Annotated in this window: 17 protein-coding genes; 15 read left to right on the top strand and 2 right to left on the bottom strand. The window is 71.4% G+C overall.

Annotated features, from left to right (window positions below; translation table 11 throughout):
* From lysA to BJ975_RS10250, 7 genes are all read left to right on the top strand, one after another.
* Positions 1-1,395 carry a diaminopimelate decarboxylase gene (lysA, locus tag BJ975_RS10280; protein ID WP_179425571.1) on the top strand — a complete coding sequence of 465 codons (1,395 nt, stop codon included), beginning with the start codon at positions 1-3 and terminating at the stop codon, positions 1,393-1,395.
* Between the two features lie 151 nt (positions 1,396-1,546).
* Positions 1,547-2,890, top strand: a complete 1,344-nt coding sequence (locus tag BJ975_RS10275; protein WP_179425569.1) for an MFS transporter — start codon at positions 1,547-1,549, stop codon at positions 2,888-2,890.
* Between the two features lie 91 nt (positions 2,891-2,981).
* Positions 2,982-4,304, top strand: a complete 1,323-nt coding sequence (locus tag BJ975_RS10270) for a homoserine dehydrogenase (protein WP_269306158.1) — start codon at positions 2,982-2,984, stop codon at positions 4,302-4,304.
* On the top strand, positions 4,304-5,368 hold the full coding sequence (gene thrC, locus BJ975_RS10265) for a threonine synthase (protein ID WP_179425567.1): 1,065 nt from the start codon (positions 4,304-4,306) through the stop codon (positions 5,366-5,368). Before BJ975_RS10270 ends, thrC begins: the two co-directional genes overlap by 1 nt.
* Positions 5,365-6,243 carry a homoserine kinase gene (gene thrB, locus BJ975_RS10260; RefSeq protein ID WP_179425565.1) on the top strand — a complete coding sequence of 293 codons (879 nt, stop codon included), beginning with the start codon at positions 5,365-5,367 and terminating at the stop codon, positions 6,241-6,243. The genes thrC and thrB overlap by 4 nt, the downstream gene beginning before the upstream one ends.
* A 154-nt stretch (positions 6,244-6,397) precedes the next feature.
* Positions 6,398-8,329, top strand: coding sequence for a transcription termination factor Rho (gene rho / locus BJ975_RS10255; RefSeq protein ID WP_179425563.1), 1,932 nt, complete (start codon positions 6,398-6,400; stop codon positions 8,327-8,329).
* An 86-nt stretch (positions 8,330-8,415) separates the two neighbouring features.
* On the top strand, positions 8,416-8,898 hold the full coding sequence (locus BJ975_RS10250) for a glutathione peroxidase (RefSeq protein WP_179425561.1): 483 nt from the start codon (positions 8,416-8,418) through the stop codon (positions 8,896-8,898).
* On the opposite strand, the gene BJ975_RS10245 is transcribed toward BJ975_RS10250, so the two are convergent.
* Positions 8,899-9,219 (bottom strand): hypothetical protein, encoded by a 321-nt coding sequence (locus BJ975_RS10245; protein WP_179425559.1) that lies wholly within the window; start codon positions 9,217-9,219, stop codon positions 8,899-8,901.
* 156 nt (positions 9,220-9,375) lie between these two features.
* Between BJ975_RS10245 and rpmE the strand changes: the two genes are divergently transcribed.
* The 3 genes from rpmE (at position 9,376) to prmC (ending at position 11,567) form a co-directional block, all read left to right on the top strand.
* The gene (gene rpmE, locus BJ975_RS10240; protein WP_179425557.1) at positions 9,376-9,582 is read left to right on the top strand and encodes a 50S ribosomal protein L31; all 207 of its coding nucleotides are present in this window, start codon (positions 9,376-9,378) and stop codon (positions 9,580-9,582) included.
* Positions 9,583-9,663: 81 nt separating this feature from the next.
* Entirely contained in the window at positions 9,664-10,728 is a 1,065-nt protein-coding gene (gene prfA, locus BJ975_RS10235; protein ID WP_179425555.1) for a peptide chain release factor 1, read from the top strand.
* Entirely contained in the window at positions 10,725-11,567 is an 843-nt protein-coding gene (gene prmC / locus BJ975_RS10230) for a peptide chain release factor N(5)-glutamine methyltransferase (RefSeq protein WP_179425553.1), read from the top strand. The genes prfA and prmC overlap by 4 nt, the downstream gene beginning before the upstream one ends.
* Positions 11,568-11,678: 111 nt before the next feature.
* Here the strand turns inward: prmC and BJ975_RS10225 are convergent, their stop codons facing one another.
* The gene (locus BJ975_RS10225; RefSeq protein WP_179425551.1) at positions 11,679-12,548 is read right to left on the bottom strand and encodes a DMT family transporter; all 870 of its coding nucleotides are present in this window, start codon (positions 12,546-12,548) and stop codon (positions 11,679-11,681) included.
* A 111-nt stretch (positions 12,549-12,659) separates the two neighbouring features.
* On the opposite strand from BJ975_RS10225, the gene BJ975_RS10220 reads away from it, so the two are divergent.
* The 5 genes from BJ975_RS10220 to atpB all read left to right on the top strand — a co-directional run bounded on the left by BJ975_RS10220 (position 12,660) and on the right by atpB (position 16,036).
* Positions 12,660-13,313, top strand: a complete 654-nt coding sequence (locus BJ975_RS10220) for an L-threonylcarbamoyladenylate synthase (protein WP_179425549.1) — start codon at positions 12,660-12,662, stop codon at positions 13,311-13,313.
* A complete protein-coding gene (locus BJ975_RS10215) occupies positions 13,306-14,430 on the top strand; it encodes an MraY family glycosyltransferase (protein ID WP_179425547.1) in 1,125 nt (374 codons plus the stop codon). The genes BJ975_RS10220 and BJ975_RS10215 overlap by 8 nt, the downstream gene beginning before the upstream one ends.
* The gene (locus BJ975_RS10210; RefSeq protein WP_179425545.1) at positions 14,427-14,858 is read left to right on the top strand and encodes a hypothetical protein; all 432 of its coding nucleotides are present in this window, start codon (positions 14,427-14,429) and stop codon (positions 14,856-14,858) included. The genes BJ975_RS10215 and BJ975_RS10210 overlap by 4 nt, the downstream gene beginning before the upstream one ends.
* Before the next feature lie 110 nt (positions 14,859-14,968).
* The gene (locus tag BJ975_RS10205) at positions 14,969-15,160 is read left to right on the top strand and encodes a hypothetical protein (protein ID WP_179425543.1); all 192 of its coding nucleotides are present in this window, start codon (positions 14,969-14,971) and stop codon (positions 15,158-15,160) included.
* A gap of 72 nt (positions 15,161-15,232) precedes the next feature.
* On the top strand, positions 15,233-16,036 hold the full coding sequence (gene atpB, locus BJ975_RS10200) for a F0F1 ATP synthase subunit A (RefSeq protein WP_269307038.1): 804 nt from the start codon (positions 15,233-15,235) through the stop codon (positions 16,034-16,036).
* Positions 16,037-16,090 lie beyond the last annotated feature (54 nt).

Genomic DNA, 16,090 nt, shown 5'->3' with positions numbered 1-16,090 from the left:
ATGCGATCGCACGAGGCTGGAGCCCTCCACGGGCAAGCCGGCACCCGTGGCCCCGAGTGGCTGCGCGAGCCCGACGACGCGAACGAGCTCGTCCCGCACCTGTGGTCCGCCAACGTCAGCAAGGTCGACGGCGTCCTCACGGTCGCCGGCGAGACGGCGGCCGAGCTGGCCCAGGAGTTCGGCACCCCGCTCTACGTGGTGGACGAGGACGACTTCCGCTCGCGGGCGCGTTCGTTCCGCGTCGCGTTCCCCGACGCCGACGTCTACTACGCCGGGAAGGCGTTCCTGTGCGTGGCCACGGCCCGCTGGATCGCCGAGGAGGGCCTCAACCTCGACGTGTGCACCGGGGGAGAGCTGGCGGTCGCGCTGCGCGCCGGCTTCCCGCCCGCCCGCATCGGCCACCACGGCAACAACAAGTCGGTCGCCGAGCTGCGCCGGGCCCTCGAGGTCGGCGTGGGCCGCATCGTCATCGACTCGTTCGAGGAGATCGGGCGGCTCGCCGCGCTCAGCGCCGAGCTCGACGTGCGCGCGCCCGTGATGGTGCGCGTCACCGCCGGCGTCGAGGCGCACACCCACGAGTACATCTCCACGTCGCACGAGGACCAGAAGTTCGGCTTCTCGATCTCCGACGGCGCCGCGCTGGAGGCCGTGCGCCGGGTGCTCGCGGCCGACGGCCTCGACTTCCTGGGCCTGCACTCGCACATCGGCTCGCAGATCTTCGTCACCGACGGCTTCGAGGTGGCCGCGCGCCGCGTCCTGCGCCTGCACGACCAGATCGCGCGCGAGCTGGGCATCACCGCCCCCGAGCTCGACCTCGGCGGCGGCTTCGGCATCGCCTACACGACGCAGGACGACCCCCGCGCCCCCGAGGACCTCGGCCGCGAGATCGTCAAGATCGTCACCGACGAGTGCGCGGCGCTGGGGATCGACCTCCCGCAGCTGTCGATCGAGCCCGGTCGCGCGATCGCCGGCCCGTCCACGTTCACGCTCTACGAGATCGGCACGACCAAGGCCGTCGGTCTGGACGGCGGCGGCTCGCGCATGTACGTGTCGGTCGACGGTGGCATGAGCGACAACATCCGGCCCGCGCTCTACGGCGCCGACTACTCGTGCACGCTCGCGTCGCGCGCGTCGGACGCCCGTCCGGTCCTCGCCCGCGTCGTGGGCAAGCACTGCGAGTCCGGCGACATCGTCGTGAAGTCCGAGTTCCTGCCGTCCGACATCGCCGCGGGCGACCTGCTCGCCGTGCCGGGCACGGGCGCCTACTGCCGCTCGCTGGCCAGCAACTACAACCACGTCCCGCGGGCCGCGGTCGTCGCCGTGCGCGACGGCGAGGCGCGCCTCATCCTGCGCCGCGAGACCGAGGACGACCTCCTCGCGCTCGACGTCGACTGAACCCGTACGGAGCGCCGGATCGGCGCCGCTTGACCTCAACCGCGGTTGAGGTTGTTGGCTGGCGTCGAACCCGTTGAAGGAGAGCGATGCGCGCCGTACGCCTGCACCACCACGGAGGACTCCACGTCCCCGTCCCGAAGGAGACCCACCGATGAGCACGGTGACGCGCGAGCGGCTGTGGACCGGCCCGCAGGGCGCGGTCGTGGCCGGCGTCTTCGCCACGGCGTTCCTCTTCGCCTTCGAGTCCTACGCGATCGCCACCGCCCTGCCGCTCGTGGCGGCGGACCTCGACGGCCTGTCGCTCGTCGGCGTCTCGTTCGCCGTCATGCTCGCGGCGTCGGTGGTCACGATGACGGTCTCGGCGCCGTGGTGCGACCGCGAGGGACCCACCGTCCCGCTGCTGACCGGCGTCGCCGGCTTCGTCGTCGGCCTCGTCGTCTCGGGCACCGCCTCGACGATGGAGGTCTTCGTCGTCGGGCGGGCGGTGCAGGGCCTCGGCTCGGGACTGACCACCGTCGCGCTCTACGTGCTCGTCGGGCAGGCGTTCGCCGAGCACATCCGCCCGCGCGTGTTCGTCGTCCTCACCTCGGCGTGGGTGCTGCCCGCGCTCGTCGGCCCGCCGGTCGCCGGCTGGGTCGCCGAGACCTTCGGCTGGCACTGGGCCGTCCTCGGCGCCATCGTCCCGGCGCTCCTGGCGGCCGGGCTGCTGACGCCGGCGCTCGGCACCCCCGGCGCGCAGTCCGACGTCCGTCTCAGCGCCCGTCGCGTCGGGCTGGCGAGCCTGGGCGCGCTCGCCGTCCTGGCGGTGAGCGTGGCCGGCCAGCGCGGCTTCGACGGCTGGTGGGCCCTGCTGCTGCTCGGTCTCGTGACCGCGGTCCTCGTCGTCCCGCCCCTGCTCCCCGCGGGCACGTGGACCGGCCGCCGCGGCCTGCCGACGGTCATCGCGACTCGTGGCGTCGTCTCCCTGGCGTTCTTCGGCGTCGAGGCGTACCTGCCCCTGGCGCTCGTGGAGCACCGCGGCCTCACCCCGACGCAGGGCGGCATGTTCCTCACCGGTGGCGCCGTGCTGTGGTTCAGCGGCTCGTGGCTGGCCGCCAACGTGCCCGCGCTCGCCGACAAGCACCGGCGCGTCCGGATCGGGACCACCCTGGTCTCGATCGGCAGCCTGGCGGGCGTCCTGGTCCTCGTCGAGGCGCTGCCGCTGACGGCGCTCGTGCTGCTGTGGCCGCTGGCCGGCCTCGGGATGGGCATGGCGACCTCGACGCTCTCGGTGCTGCTGCTCGAGACCGCGCCGCCGGGGGAGCACGGCGCGGCGAGCGCCGCGATGCAGACGAACGACGCCGTCGTCCAGGCGATGGGACTGGCGCTGGGCAGTGCGGTCTTCGCCGCGTTGCTCACGCGCTCGAGCGAGGAGGCGTTCGCGGTCGTCCTCGGCATCGCGCCGCTCGTGGCCCTCGGCGCGGTCGTCCTCAGCGGACGCCTGCGCGAGTCGTGAGGTCGAGGGGCGGACCCGCCTGCGCGGTGGGCCCGTCCCATCCTTCGCCCTCCCGGGTCTGGCGGCGTCCGGCGGCCGATAGGCTGCTCGGGTGACCACGACCTCGCCCGAGGCTCCTGCCGGAGCCCGCCCGATCCGCATCGCGATGCTCGGTTGTGGCGTCGTCGGCACAGAGGTCGCCCGCTTCCTCGTCCGCGACGCCGAGGAGCTGGGTCGCCGCGTCGGCGCCCCCGTCGAGCTGGTGGGCATCGCCGTCCGCCGCCTCGACCGTGCACGTGACCTCGACCTCCCGTCCGACCTGTTCACCACCGACGCCAAGGCGCTGGTGACCCGCGGCGACCTCGACGTCGTCATCGAGGTCATCGGCGGCATCGAGCCCGCCCGCGAGCTGATCCTGGCGGCCCTCGAGAGCGGCGCGTCGGTCGTCACCGCCAACAAGGCGCTGCTCGCCGAGGACGGCGACACCCTCTACGAGGCGGCGGTCAAGGCCGAGCGCGACCTCTACTACGAGGCCGCCGTGGCCGGTGCCATCCCGATCGTCCGTCCGCTGCGCGAGTCCCTCGCCGGCGACAAGGTGGAGCGCGTGCTGGGCATCGTCAACGGCACCACCAACTTCATCCTGGACGCGATGACCACCACCGGCGCCGGCTTCGACGAGGCCCTCGACGAGGCGCAGCGGCTGGGCTTCGCCGAGGCCGATCCCACGGCCGACGTGGAGGGCTTCGACGCCGCCGCGAAGGCCGCGATCCTGGCCGGCCTGGCCTTCCACACGCGCGTCACGATCGGCGACGTGCATCGCGAGGGCATCACCGAGGTCACGGCGGCCGACGTGCGCTCCGCCGGCGAGATCGGCTCGGTCGTCAAGCTGCTCGCGATCTGCGAGATCGATCCCGCGGGCACCGCGGTCTCCGTCCGCGTGCACCCCGCGATGATCCCGTCGACCCACCCGCTGGCCAGTGTCCGCGGCGCCTACAACGCGGTCTTCGTCGAGAGCGAGGCCGCCGGCCAGCTCATGTTCTACGGCCCCGGGGCCGGCGGAGCGCCCACCGCGAGCGCGGTCCTGGGCGACGTCGTCACCGTCGCCCGCCACCGCGTCGACGGCGTCTTCGGCCCGGGCGAGACCGCGCACGCGCAGGTCGAGGTGCTCGACATGGGCCGGGCCCGCACGCGGTACCACGTCCAGATCGACGTCGAGGACCGTCCGGGCGTGCTGGCCGCCGTCGCGGAGGCCTTCGCCGTCCACGACGTCTCGATCAAGACGGTCCGCCAGGAGGGCCGCGGCGGCGACGCCCAGCTCGTCGTCGTCACCCACGAGGCCGACGACGCCGCCCTGGCGGCCACCGTGCGACAGGTTCGCGAGCTGGAGATGGTGCGCGGGGTCTCGTCGGTCATGCGAGTCGAAGGAGTGTCGTGATGGCCAGCCCGTGGCGCGGAGTCATCGAGGAGTACCGGGACCGCATCCCGCTCGACGCCGGAGCGACCGCCGTGTCGCTGGGGGAGGGCGGCACGCCGCTCGTCCACTCGGCGTGGCTGTCGGGTCTGGTCGGCGGCGACGTCTTCGTCAAGGTCGAGGGAAACAACCCCACCGGCTCCTTCAAGGACCGCGGCATGACCACCGCGATCAGTGCGGCCCTCGCCGAGGGCGCCAAGGCCGTCGTGTGCGCCTCCACCGGCAACACCTCCGCCTCCATGACCGCCTACGCCGCGCGGGCGGGGCTGACGCCCATCGTGCTCGTCCCGCAGGGCAAGATCGCCGCCGGCAAGATGGCCCAGGCGGTCATGCACGGCGGCGACATCATCCAGGTCCGCGGCAACTTCGACGACTGCCTGAACATGTCGCGCGGACTCGCCAAGGAGTACCCGGTCGCGCTCGTGAACTCGGTCAACCCGATGCGTCTCGAGGGCCAGAAGACGGCCTCGTTCGAGATCGTCGACGTCCTCGGGAAGGCTCCCGACATCCACGTGCTGCCCGTCGGCAACGCGGGCAACATCAGCGCGTACTGGAAGGGCTTCGTCGAGTACCACGAGGACGGCGTCGCCAGCTCGCGTCCGCAGATGTGGGGCTTCCAGGCCGCCGGCGCCGCGCCGCTCGTGAGCGGGCGGGTCGTCGCGAACCCCGAGACCATCGCCACCGCGATCCGCATCGGCAACCCCGCCTCGTGGACCCTCGCCGAGAACGCCCGCGACGAGTCGGGCGGCCGCATCGAGGCCGTCTCCGACGAGCAGATCCTGCATGCCCAGCGCGAGCTCGGCCGTCACGAGGGCATCTTCGTCGAGCCCGCTTCCGCGGCGGGCGTCGCCGGCCTGCTGGCCGCGGTCGAGGCGGGCGACGTGCCCACCGGCCTGACCATCTCGATCACCGTCACGGGCCACGGCCTGAAGGACATCGACACCCCGCTGTCGCAGATCGGCTCGGTCGTCGACACGGTGATCGACGCCGACGTGCACGCGGCCGCGGAGGCGGCCGGTCTCGCATGACGTTCGTCGACGTGCCGGTCACCGTCAGGGTCCCGGCGACGAGCGCCAACCTGGGCCCCGGCTTCGACTCCCTCGGCCTGGCGCTGAGCTGGTTCGACGAGGTCACGGCCGAGGTCACCACGTCGGGCCTGACGTTCGACATCGAGGGCGAGGGCGCCGACGAGGTGCCCCGCGACGAGACCCACCTGCTCTACCGCGCCATGGACGCCGCGTTCGACCTGCTGGCCGAGAAGCCGGCCGGCCTGCACCTGTCCTGCCGCAACACGATCCCGCACGGTCGCGGCCTCGGCTCGTCCGCGGCGGCGATCGCCGCCGGCCTGGTGCTGGCGCGCGCGCTCGTCGTCGGCGGCGAGGACCGCATGGACGACCGCACGATGTTCGGCCTGGCGAACGACCTCGAGGGCCATCCCGACAACGTCGCCCCGGCCCTGTTCGGCGGCTTCACGATCTCGTGGATCGAGGGAGCGGCCGCCGAGACGCAGCGGCTCGACGTGGAGGCGGACGTCACGGTCTTCGTGCCGCCCGAGCCCGTCGCGACGTCGGTCGCCCGGGGCCTGCTGCCCGAGAGCGTGCCGCACGCCGACGCCTCCTTCACCGCCGGTCGCGCCGCCCTGCTGGTCGCGGCGCTGACCACCGCGCCCGAGCGGCTGATCTCGGCCACCGAGGACCGGCTGCACCAGACGTACCGTGCCGAGGTCATGCCCGACTCGTACAAGCTGCTCCGTCAGCTGCGGGTCGAGGGGGTGCCCGCGGTGATCTCCGGGGCCGGCCCCACGGTGCTGGCGTTCGCGCACGGACTCGAGGACTGGACCCCGTCCGGATGGGCGCGACGCGAGCTGCGCGTGTCGCCCGAAGGTGCCCACGTCGCGCCGTGAGTGCGTGTTACAGTGAAGGTGTCGGAGTCGAGTTTCTCTCCCCGACACCATGCCACCTCTGAGCCCGTCGGATACGGGCGATCTTGAACGCGACGCACCGTCGGCGAACCCGACCGGCGTCGGCAGGAACGTGGCCTCCCGATAAGGACAACGTGTGACGGAATCAACCACGGTCGATCCCACTCCCGCGGAGGGTGCCGACAAGGCCCCCGCGAAGGCTCCCCGCAAGTCCGGCGGAGCGCTCGGCGGCAAGGTGATCGCCGAGCTCCAGGAGATCGCCAACGGCCTCGGCATCGAAGGTGCCGCCAAGATGCGCAAGGGCCAGCTGATCGACGCCATCAAGACCGCTCGCGGCGACGCGAAGCCGGCTGAGGCGCCGCGCGCCAGCCAGGACACGCTCATCGACGTGCCTGCCGAGACGAAGACCTCGCGCCCCGCCCGCGCCAAGAAGGCCGCCGCCGAGCCGGCCGCCGACGCCGCCCCGCAGGCCGAGCCGGCGCAGGCCGAGCCGGTCGAGGCGCAGGCCGAGCAGGCCGAGAAGCCCGCGAAGGCCGACAAGCCGCAGGGCGAGAAGAGCGACAAGGGTCAGAACGACCGCGGCCAGGGCGAGAAGGCCCAGGGCGACAAGGCGCAGGACAAGGGCGATCGCCGCGAGTCCGGTGACCGCGAGGGCCGGGGCCAGGGACGCAACCGGAACCAGGACCAGGGCCGCGGCCAGGGTCAGGGCGCGGGCAACCGCGACAACCAGAGCCGCGACCAGAGCCGCGAGACCCAGAACCGCGACCAGAACCGCGACAACCAGGGCCGCGACAACCGCGACCAGAACCGCGACAGCCGCGACAACCGCGACGACGACGGCGGACGCCGCCGCAACCGCCGTGGCCGCAACCGCGGTGGCAGCGGTGGCCGCCTCGAGGACAACCCCACCTTCACCGAGGACGACGTCCTGGTGCCGGCCGCGGGCATCCTCGACATCCACGACAACTACGCCTTCGTGCGCACCACGGGCTACCTGCCCAGCGAGAACGACGTCTACGTCTCGATGTCGCTCGTGCGCAAGCTCGGCCTGCGTCGCGGCGACGCGATCACCGGCCAGGTGCGCCAGCCCCGCGAGGGCGAGCGCAAGGAGAAGTTCAACCCGATGGTCAAGGTCGACTCGGTCAACGGGTCGGACGCCGAGGAGGCCAAGCGCCGCGTCGACTTCTCGAAGCTGACGCCGCTGTACCCGTCGGAGCGCCTGCGCCTCGAGGGCCAGGCCGGCGGCATGACGGGTCGCGTCATCGACCTCGTCTCGCCGATCGGCAAGGGCCAGCGCGGCCTCATCGTCTCGCCGCCCAAGGCCGGCAAGACGATGGTGATGCAGCAGGTCGCCAACGCGATCACCGAGAACAACCCCGAGTGCCACCTGATGATCGTCCTGGTGGACGAGCGTCCCGAGGAGGTCACCGACTTCCAGCGCACCGTCAAGGGCGAGGTCATCGCGTCGACGTTCGACCGACCGGCCTCGGACCACACCACGGTCGCCGAGCTGGCCATCGAGCGCGCCAAGCGCCTCGTCGAGCTGGGGCACGACGTCGTCGTGCTGCTCGACGGCATCACGCGCCTGGGTCGTGCCTACAACCTGGCCGCGCCCGCGTCGGGCCGCATCATGTCCGGTGGCGTCGACTCCTCGGCGCTGTACCCGCCGAAGAAGTTCTTCGGCGCCGCGCGCAACATCGAGGACGGCGGCTCGCTGACCATCCTGGCCACCGCGCTCATCGAGACCGGCTCGCGCATGGACGAGGTGATCTTCGAGGAGTTCAAGGGCACCGGCAACTGGGAGCTGCGCCTGCGCCGCGAGTTCGCCGACAAGCGCATCTTCCCGGCGATCGACGTCGACGCCTCCAGCACGCGCCGCGAGGAGCTGCTGATGGCCCGCGACGAGCTGGCCATCGTGTGGAAGCTGCGTCGCCTGCTCTCGGGCCTCGAGGGCCAGCAGGGCCTCGAGCTCATCCTGGGCAAGCTGAAGAAGACGCAGAACAACGTCGAGTTCCTCATGGAGATCAACAAGACGATGCCCGGCGGGTCCAACGACGGTCAGAGCTGACCGCGGGCGGCCCTGAGCCGCCTCTGCCGATCCACGAAGGCCCGGTTCCCGTCAGGGGACCGGGCCCTCGTCGCTAGGCTCGCGGCATGACGACTGCCTGGGACTTCAGCGCCACGACCATCGACGGCATCGAGCAGCAGCTGGCCGACTACCGCGGCAAGGTCGCGCTCGTGGTCAACACCGCCTCGCAGTGCGGCTTCACGCCGCAGTACGGACCGCTGCAGGACCTCTACGACACGTACGCCGAGCGTGGCTTCGTCGTCCTGGGGTTCCCGTGCGACCAGTTCGGCGGCCAGGAGCCCGGCTCCGAGGGCGAGATCGCCACGTTCTGCGAGTCGCAGTTCGGCGTGCAGTTCCCGATGTTCTCCAAGGTGAAGGTGAACGGCTCGGACGCGCACCCGCTCTACCAGTGGCTCAAGTCCGAGAAGAAGGGCGTGCTCGGCGGGGCGATCAAGTGGAACTTCACGAAGTTCCTCGTCGACCCCGAGGGCAACGTCGTCAAGCGCTATGGCTCCACGACCAGCCCGCAGGACATCGCCCAGGACATCGAGGCGCTGCTGCCGGCCTGATCAGGCGTCGGAGACGTCCTTGCGGCGACGACGACCCACCTGCTGGTCGTCGCCCGGCAGGATCGTGCGGCGCGCCACCGGGCGCTGCTCGTTGCGCGGGGTCGTGTCCTCCTCGGACACCACCCGGCGGGCGCGGGTCGCGGTCGCGATCGACACCACGGCCAGCACCACCCACGTGAGGGCAGCGATCAGTCCGACCGCCGCGATCACCGTGATGGCGCGGGAGCGGCCGTACTCGCTCGCGATGTAGAGGCCGGCTCCGCCGATGACGACGAGCATCACCAGGGTGACGAGGATGGTCTTGAGTCTCCCGGTGCGCATGGAGGTCATAGTAGGCGGTGCGGGGTTTTTCGGAACGCCGGGAACACCCGGGCCCCGATTTGGGTTATGCCAATGCCGACTGGCACAATCGATCCTTGGTTCCGGTTCACGGTCCGCGCCCCGCGTCCCGACCCGGCGACCACACGAGAGGACATCATGAAGAAGGACATCCACCCCGCGTACGTGGAGACCCAGGTCACCTGCACCTGCGGCAACTCGTTCACCACCCGCAGCACGGCGACCGAGGGCACCCTCCGCGCCGACGTCTGCTCGGCCTGCCACCCGTTCTACACGGGCAAGCAGAAGATCCTCGACACCGGCGGCCGCGTGGCCCGGTTCGAGAAGCGCTACGGCAAGAAGTAGGACTTCTCCGGCGCCGGTCGCTCTACGGAGCGATCGGCGCCGTTGTCGTGTCCGGGCACCCGAAGGCAAGGAGGTGACGACGTGTTCGAAGCCGTCGAGTCGCTGATCGACGAGCACGCCGAGGTGGAGCAGCAGCTGGCCGATCCGGCCGTGCACTCCGACGCGCGCCGTGCGCGCGACCTCGGGCGACGCTACGCCGAGCTCACCGCCATCATCCGGGTGTACCGCGAGTGGCAGGAGGCCCGCGAGGACCTCGTCGCCGCGCAGGAGCTCCACATGACCGAGGAGGCCGAGGCCCTCGAGCGTCGCGTCCCAGCGCTCGCCGAGCGCCTCGAGCGCATGCTCGTCCCGCGCGACCCGGCCGACGGCAAGGACGTCATCCTCGAGATCAAGGGCGGCGAGGGCGGCGACGAGTCGGCCCTGTTCGCGGGCGACCTGCTGCGGATGTACTCGCGCTTCGCCGAGCAGCACGGCTGGAAGGTCGAGGTGCTCGACTCCACCGAGACGGCTCTCGGCGGCTACAAGTCGGTCACGGCCGCGGTGAAGGCCAAGGGCACGCCCGAGCCGGGGGAGGCCCCCTACGCGCTGCTGAAGTTCGAGGGCGGCGTTCACCGCGTCCAGCGCGTGCCCGTCACCGAGTCGCAGGGACGCATCCACACGTCCGCCGCCGGCGTCCTGGTGCTGCCCGAGGCCGAGGACGTCGACGTCCAGATCAACGACAACGACCTGCGCATCGACGTGTTCCGCTCGTCCGGACCCGGCGGTCAGAGCGTCAACACCACCGACTCGGCGGTGCGGATCACGCACCTGCCCACGGGCATCGTCGTGAGCTGCCAGAACGAGAAGTCGCAGCTGCAGAACAAGGAGCAGGCGATGCGGATCCTGCGCTCGCGGCTGCTCGACGCCGCGCAGGCGCAGGCCGACGCCCAGGCCGCCGACGCGCGCCGCTCGCAGGTGCGCACGGTCGACCGCTCCGAGCGCGTCCGCACCTACAACTTCCCCGAGAACCGCATCTCGGACCACCGCACCGGCTTCAAGTCCTACAACCTCGACCAGGTCATCGACGGCGCCCTGGACGACGTCATCGGCTCGCTCGTCGAGGCCGACCTGGCCGAGCGGCTCGCCGCGCTCGAGGACCGCGGATGAGCACGCGCCGCCTGCTCGAGGACGCCGCCGCGCGGCTCGAGGAGGGCGGGGTCGCGTCCCCGCGCCACGACGCGGAGGTCCTGCTGAGCCACGTCACCGGCACGCCGCGCGCGCTGCTCACGCTGACCGCGCGGGTCGACGACGCCCAGCGCCGTACCTACCTGGAGATGATCGACGCCCGCGCCCGTCGCGTGCCGCTGCAGCACATCACCGGCTCGGCCGCGTTCCGCTACGTCGACGTCGAGGTGGGGCCGGGCGTCTTCGTGCCGCGCCCCGAGACCGAGCTCCTCGCCGGCTGGGCGATCGACTCGGCGCGCGAGGTCCTCGCGCAGGGCCGTCCGCCGGTCGTGGTGGAGCTGTGCGCCGGCTCCGGCGCGATCTCGCTGTCGGTGGTCCACGAGGTGCCCGAGGCCCGGGTGCACGCCGTGGAGCTCGACGAGTCCGCCTACGGCTGGGCCCTGCGCAACCTCGACGGCACGGGAGTCGACCTGCGCCGCGGCGACATGGCCGACGCGTTCGGCGACCTCGACGGCACGGTCGACGTGGTCGTGGTGAACCCGCCGTACATCCCGCTTGACGCGTGGGAGTCGGTCGCGCCCGAGGCCCGCGACCACGACCCCCAGCTCGCGCTGTGGTCCGGCGACGACGGTCTCGACGCGATGCGCGTCGTCGAGCAGGTCGCCTGGCGACTCCTGCGCTCCGGGGGAGTGGTCGGCGCCGAGCACGCCGACGCCCAGGGCGAGTCCGCCCCCGCGGTCTTCACGGCCCGCTGGGCCGAGGTCCGCGACCACGCCGACCTCGCCGACCGCCCCCGCTACGTCACCGCCCGCCGCCCCTAGCTCCCGCTTCGTCCCGTCCCACTTTTGGAACGGGATGCACGCTTTCGTGGTCGAGAACGGTGCAGACCGTTCCAGAAGTGGAGCTAGCGGGCGCGGGCGCGGAGGCGGAGGTCAGGCGACGCGGGCCCGGGGGCCGGCGTCGGCGATCCGGTAGAGGCCCCACGCGATGCCGACGAGGCCGACGGCCTGCAGGGCCAGGGTCGCGGGGGAGGTCGGCAGCGACTCGTCGAACAGCAGCGCGCCGAGCAGGATCGACAGCAGCACCGACGTCACGTTGAGCACCGGCATCGAGTGCGAGAGGCGCGAGAGCTGGTAGGCGCGCTGGTTGAGCGACATCGCGAGGAACGCGCACGCCAGCAGCACCCACGGCGACCAGGTGCCGAGGAACCCGGGGACGCCGTGGTCGCCGATCGCGCTGCCGACCACCTTCATCAGGCAGGCGGTGATGCCGAACAGCATGCCCGCGGTCATGCCGAGGAAGAACGCGGCCATGCCGCGCCGCGGGAGCTCGTTCGCGAAGCGCGTCACGACGAGCGCGGTCGCGACGCCCGTTCCGGCCACGGCCAGCATCAGACCGGTGGGCGCCATCGCGCCGCCGTGGTTCGTGTCGGCCACGGAGACCACCGCGATGAGCGAGACGATCGTGACGAGCACGCCGGCCAGCTCGTTGCGGCGCGGCCAGCGGCGGTCGAGCGCCGACCTCACGACCACCGCGAGCACGACGCCCAGCAGGATGATCGGCTGGACGAGCGACAGGGTGCCGAGGTTGAGGGCGACCGCGTGGAGCAGCCACGCGACGAGCCCGATCGAGCTGCCGGCCAGCCAGCGCGGGCTGCGCAGGAGCTGCAGCAGCACGAGCAGGGGATGCGTCACGGTGAGCTGCACGCGTCCCGCGGCCAGGTGCTGGAACGAGGTCGAGAACGCGAACCCGAGCGCCGAGCTCAGGGCCAGGACGGCGGCCAGCGTGGGGGACGGGGTCATCGCGCCACGTCGGTGGTGACCAGGCTGGAGGAACGCATCCTGACGATTCTAACGATCCCCCCGGCGGCATCCCGCGCCGTGGGTGCCGGTGTCGACCCCTAACCTTGACCCATGAGGTTCGACTGCGCGACCGAGCTCGACGAGGGTGTCGAGGCGGCGGTCTCGGCGTTGCGCGAGGGCGCGCTCGTCGTGCTGCCGACCGACACCGTCTACGGCGTGGCTGCCGACGCGTTCGACGCGATGGCGGTCGCGCGGCTGCTCGAGGCGAAGGGCCGAGGTCGTGACATGCCACCGCCCGTACTCATCGCCGATCCCGCCACGCTCGACGCGCTCGTCGCCGAGCGCCCGCCGGCGTGGCTGCAGACGATGCTCGAGGACCTGTGGCCCGGCCCGCTGACCGTCGTGTTCCGAGCCCAGCCGTCGCTCACGTGGGACCTCGGCGAGACGCACGGCACCGTGGCGGTCCGCGTCCCGGACGACGAGCGCACGCGCGCCGTCCTGCGCCGTTCGGGCCCCAGCGCGGTCAGCAGTGCCAACCTCAGTGGTCGCCCCGCGGCCGAGTCGGCCGACGAGGCCGAGGCCATGCTGGGAGAGTCCGTGAAGGTCTACCTCGACGGTGGCCCGTCCGCCGGCTCCACGCCGTCCACGATCCTCGACGTCACGGGCCCCGTGCCGCGCGTGCTGCGCCAGGGAGCGATCGAGCTCGCCACGCTGCACCGCTACAACAACACGATCGAGCACGCCGGCGGTGGAGCCGGTGCGTGAGTACCTCGTCGTCTTCGGCGTCGCGATCGGCGTCGCGTACCTGCTGTCGTCGATCGCGCGGCAGACGGCCCAGCAGCTCGGCGCTGTCGCGCAGGTGCGCGACCGCGACGTCCACGCCATCCCCACGCCGTACTTCGGCGGGCCGGCGATGCTGGGCGGACTCGTCGCGGCGTACCTGACCGCCACCCACCTGCCGTTCCTCTCCGGCGGCGACGCGTCGCTCTACGCCGACGTCCGCGCCGTCCTCGTCGGCGCCAGCGTCATCTGCATCGTCGGCATCATCGACGACCTCTTCGAGCTCGACGCGCTCAGCAAGTTCGCCGGCCAGGTGCTGGCCGGCGTCATCACCGTGGCGATGGGCCTGCACTTCGTCTACCTGCCGCTGCCGAACACCTACCTGGGCCTCGATCAGGCGCAGGCGATGATCCTGACCGTCTTCCTCATCGTGGCCACGGCCAACGCGATGAACTTCGTCGACGGCCTCGACGGACTGGCCGCCGGCATGGCCGCGATCGGGTCGATCGCGTTCTTCATCTACGCGTTCGTCCTCGCCGTCGAGAACGGCGAGACCCGTGCGGTCGCGGCCGCGCTGCTCACGATCAGCCTCGCCGGTGCGTGCCTGGGCATCCTGCCCCACAACTTCTTCCCGGCTCGCATGTTCATCGGCGACTCCGGCTCGATGCTGCTGGGCTTCGTCCTGGCGTGCTCGTCGATCAGCCTCACCGGGCAGTTCCCGGCCACGAGCCTCTCCGAGGGCATCGGCGGCGCCGACTCCAGCCTGCTGCCCGCGGCGATACTCCCGTTGATCCTGCCGTTCGCGATCCTGACGATCCCGTTCCTCGACATGGGCCTGGCGGTGTTGCGGCGCACCCGTGCGGGCCGGTCGCCGTTCAGCCCCGACAAGATGCACATCCACCACCGGCTGCTCGAGATCGGGCACTCGCACCGTCGCGCCGTGCTGCTCATGTACGCGGCCGCGGCGCTCGTCGCGTTCGGGGTGGTCGCGGTGGGCCTGTTCAGCGGCTGGCAGCTCTTCGTGGCGATCGCGCTGATCACCGCCCTGGTGACGGCCGCGATCTTCCTGCTTCCCCGACTCGAATCGAAGGTGTGGTCGTGAAACGACGCCAGCTCGCCCCGTGGATCGCGCTCGCGGTGATCGTGGTCTGCACGGTCGTGGCCGCGGCGGTCGTCGGCGTCGAGGGGCTCCTGGGCGCGATCATCGGCGGCGTCATCGTGCTGGCGTTCTTCGCCACCACCCCGGCGGTCCTCGGACCCGTGGCGAAGGCCACGCCCGGCCTGTCGATGATGTTCGCGCTGATCTTCTTCTTCACGAAGGTCGTCGCCCTGCTGGCGCTGTTCGTGGTGCTGCAGCGCTCGTCCGGCGACTCGGGCCCGATCGACCCCGAGTCGGTCTCGGTCACGGTGATCGCCACCACCCTCGCGTGGCTGACCGCCCGACTTGTCGACGCCACCCGGGACCGCACGCCGATGTACGACCTGCCCGAGAAGACCGCTGGAGAACCGGGCGAAACCGGTCGCGACTGAGCCTCGCCCGCGTGTCCTCGACGCTGCGAAACGGGTCGCACGCGAGCAAGTGACAACTTTCACGACCTGCCTGCAGCGGCTGCAAACGGCCCTGATAGATTCGGGGTGCAATGAACGACGCACCGCCGCCGCAGGATCCGTGGGTTGCCTTCGGGCGTGTGGCCGGTGGAGTGATCTTCTACGGTGGAGTGGGCTTCCTGCTCGACCGATGGTGGGACACGTCGTTCATGGTGGCCATCGGAGTCGTGGTGGGTGCTGCACTGGGCATTCTCACGGTCGCGATGGCGCAACGCGAGAAGTGACCCGCGCGAACTGCCGACCGACGTCGGGGCCGACAGGGCTCGACGCCACAGAAGGGTGATCGATTGTCCGCCGTGACGACCGCCGTGCTGAACGCCGCCTCGGACTCTGAGGGCTACCACGCCCCCGGGCCGGCCAGCTTCGACCTCCCTCCGGTCTTCTCGATCGGTGACTTCGGGGTCACCAAGCCGATGCTCCTGCTGGTCCTCTCGGTGCCGCTGATCGTCGGCTTCTTCTGGGCCGCCTCGAAGAACAAGGCCGTCGTCCCGGGCAAGCTGCAGTTCGCCGGCGAGTACGTCTACGGCTTCGTCCGCAACGGCGTCGCCCGGGACTCGATCGGCTCGCATGACTTCATGAAGTTCGTGCCCCTGCTGTTCTCGCTCTTCACCTTCATCCTGGTGAACAACTACTTCGGCCTCATCCCGTTCCTGCAGTTCCCGTCGTTCTCGCGCTTCAGCTTCGTGCTGCCGCTGGCGGCGCTCGTGTGGCTCGTCTTCAACGGCGTCGGCGTCGCGAAGCACGGCTTCCTCGGCTACCTCAAGCACGTCACGGTCCCCGGCGGCATCTCCGGCCCGATCCTCGTGCTGATCATCCCGCTCGAGTTCCTGTCCACCGTGCTGGTCCGACCGGTCACGTTGGCGCTTCGTCTCTTCGCCAACCTGTTCGCCGGCCACCTGCTGCTGATCCTCTTCGCGACCGGTGCGGCCTACCTGATCCTCGACTCCGGCAACCCCTGGTACATCCCGGTCGGCGCGCTGTCGTTCGTCCTGGGCATCGCCGTGAGCTTCCTCGAGCTGCTGGTCCTGTTCCTGCAGGCCTACGTCTTCACCCTGCTGACCGCCATGTACATCGGTGGGGCACTCGCCGACGAGCACTGAGCGCCGGCCACAACCGAATAGCCTCCCAGTTTTCGCAAACCGACGGCGCGCCCT

It is taken from the genome of Aeromicrobium tamlense (assembly GCF_013408555.1).
GTDB classification, from domain to species: domain Bacteria; phylum Actinomycetota; class Actinomycetes; order Propionibacteriales; family Nocardioidaceae; genus Aeromicrobium; species Aeromicrobium tamlense.
This window is presented reverse-complemented; position numbering and strand designations above follow the sequence as displayed.

What these genes read in the sequence shown, in the direction of transcription:
- rpmE (WP_179425557.1), top strand. Translation starts at nt 9,376, where the DNA reads ATGAAGAAGGACATCCACCCCGCGTACGTGGAGACCCAGGTCACCTGC.
- BJ975_RS10205 (WP_179425543.1), top strand. Translation starts at nt 14,969, where the DNA reads ATGAACGACGCACCGCCGCCGCAGGATCCGTGGGTTGCCTTCGGGCGT.
- BJ975_RS10275 (WP_179425569.1), top strand. Translation starts at nt 1,547, where the DNA reads ATGAGCACGGTGACGCGCGAGCGGCTGTGGACCGGCCCGCAGGGCGCG.
- thrC (WP_179425567.1), top strand. Translation starts at nt 4,304, where the DNA reads ATGGCCAGCCCGTGGCGCGGAGTCATCGAGGAGTACCGGGACCGCATC.
- BJ975_RS10245 (WP_179425559.1), bottom strand. Translation starts at nt 9,219, where the DNA reads ATGCGCACCGGGAGACTCAAGACCATCCTCGTCACCCTGGTGATGCTC.
- prmC (WP_179425553.1), top strand. Translation starts at nt 10,725, where the DNA reads ATGAGCACGCGCCGCCTGCTCGAGGACGCCGCCGCGCGGCTCGAGGAG.
- BJ975_RS10220 (WP_179425549.1), top strand. Translation starts at nt 12,660, where the DNA reads ATGAGGTTCGACTGCGCGACCGAGCTCGACGAGGGTGTCGAGGCGGCG.
- BJ975_RS10250 (WP_179425561.1), top strand. Translation starts at nt 8,416, where the DNA reads ATGACGACTGCCTGGGACTTCAGCGCCACGACCATCGACGGCATCGAG.
- BJ975_RS10225 (WP_179425551.1), bottom strand. Translation starts at nt 12,548, where the DNA reads ATGACCCCGTCCCCCACGCTGGCCGCCGTCCTGGCCCTGAGCTCGGCG.
- thrB (WP_179425565.1), top strand. Translation starts at nt 5,365, where the DNA reads ATGACGTTCGTCGACGTGCCGGTCACCGTCAGGGTCCCGGCGACGAGC.
- lysA (WP_179425571.1), top strand. Translation starts at nt 1, where the DNA reads ATGCGATCGCACGAGGCTGGAGCCCTCCACGGGCAAGCCGGCACCCGT.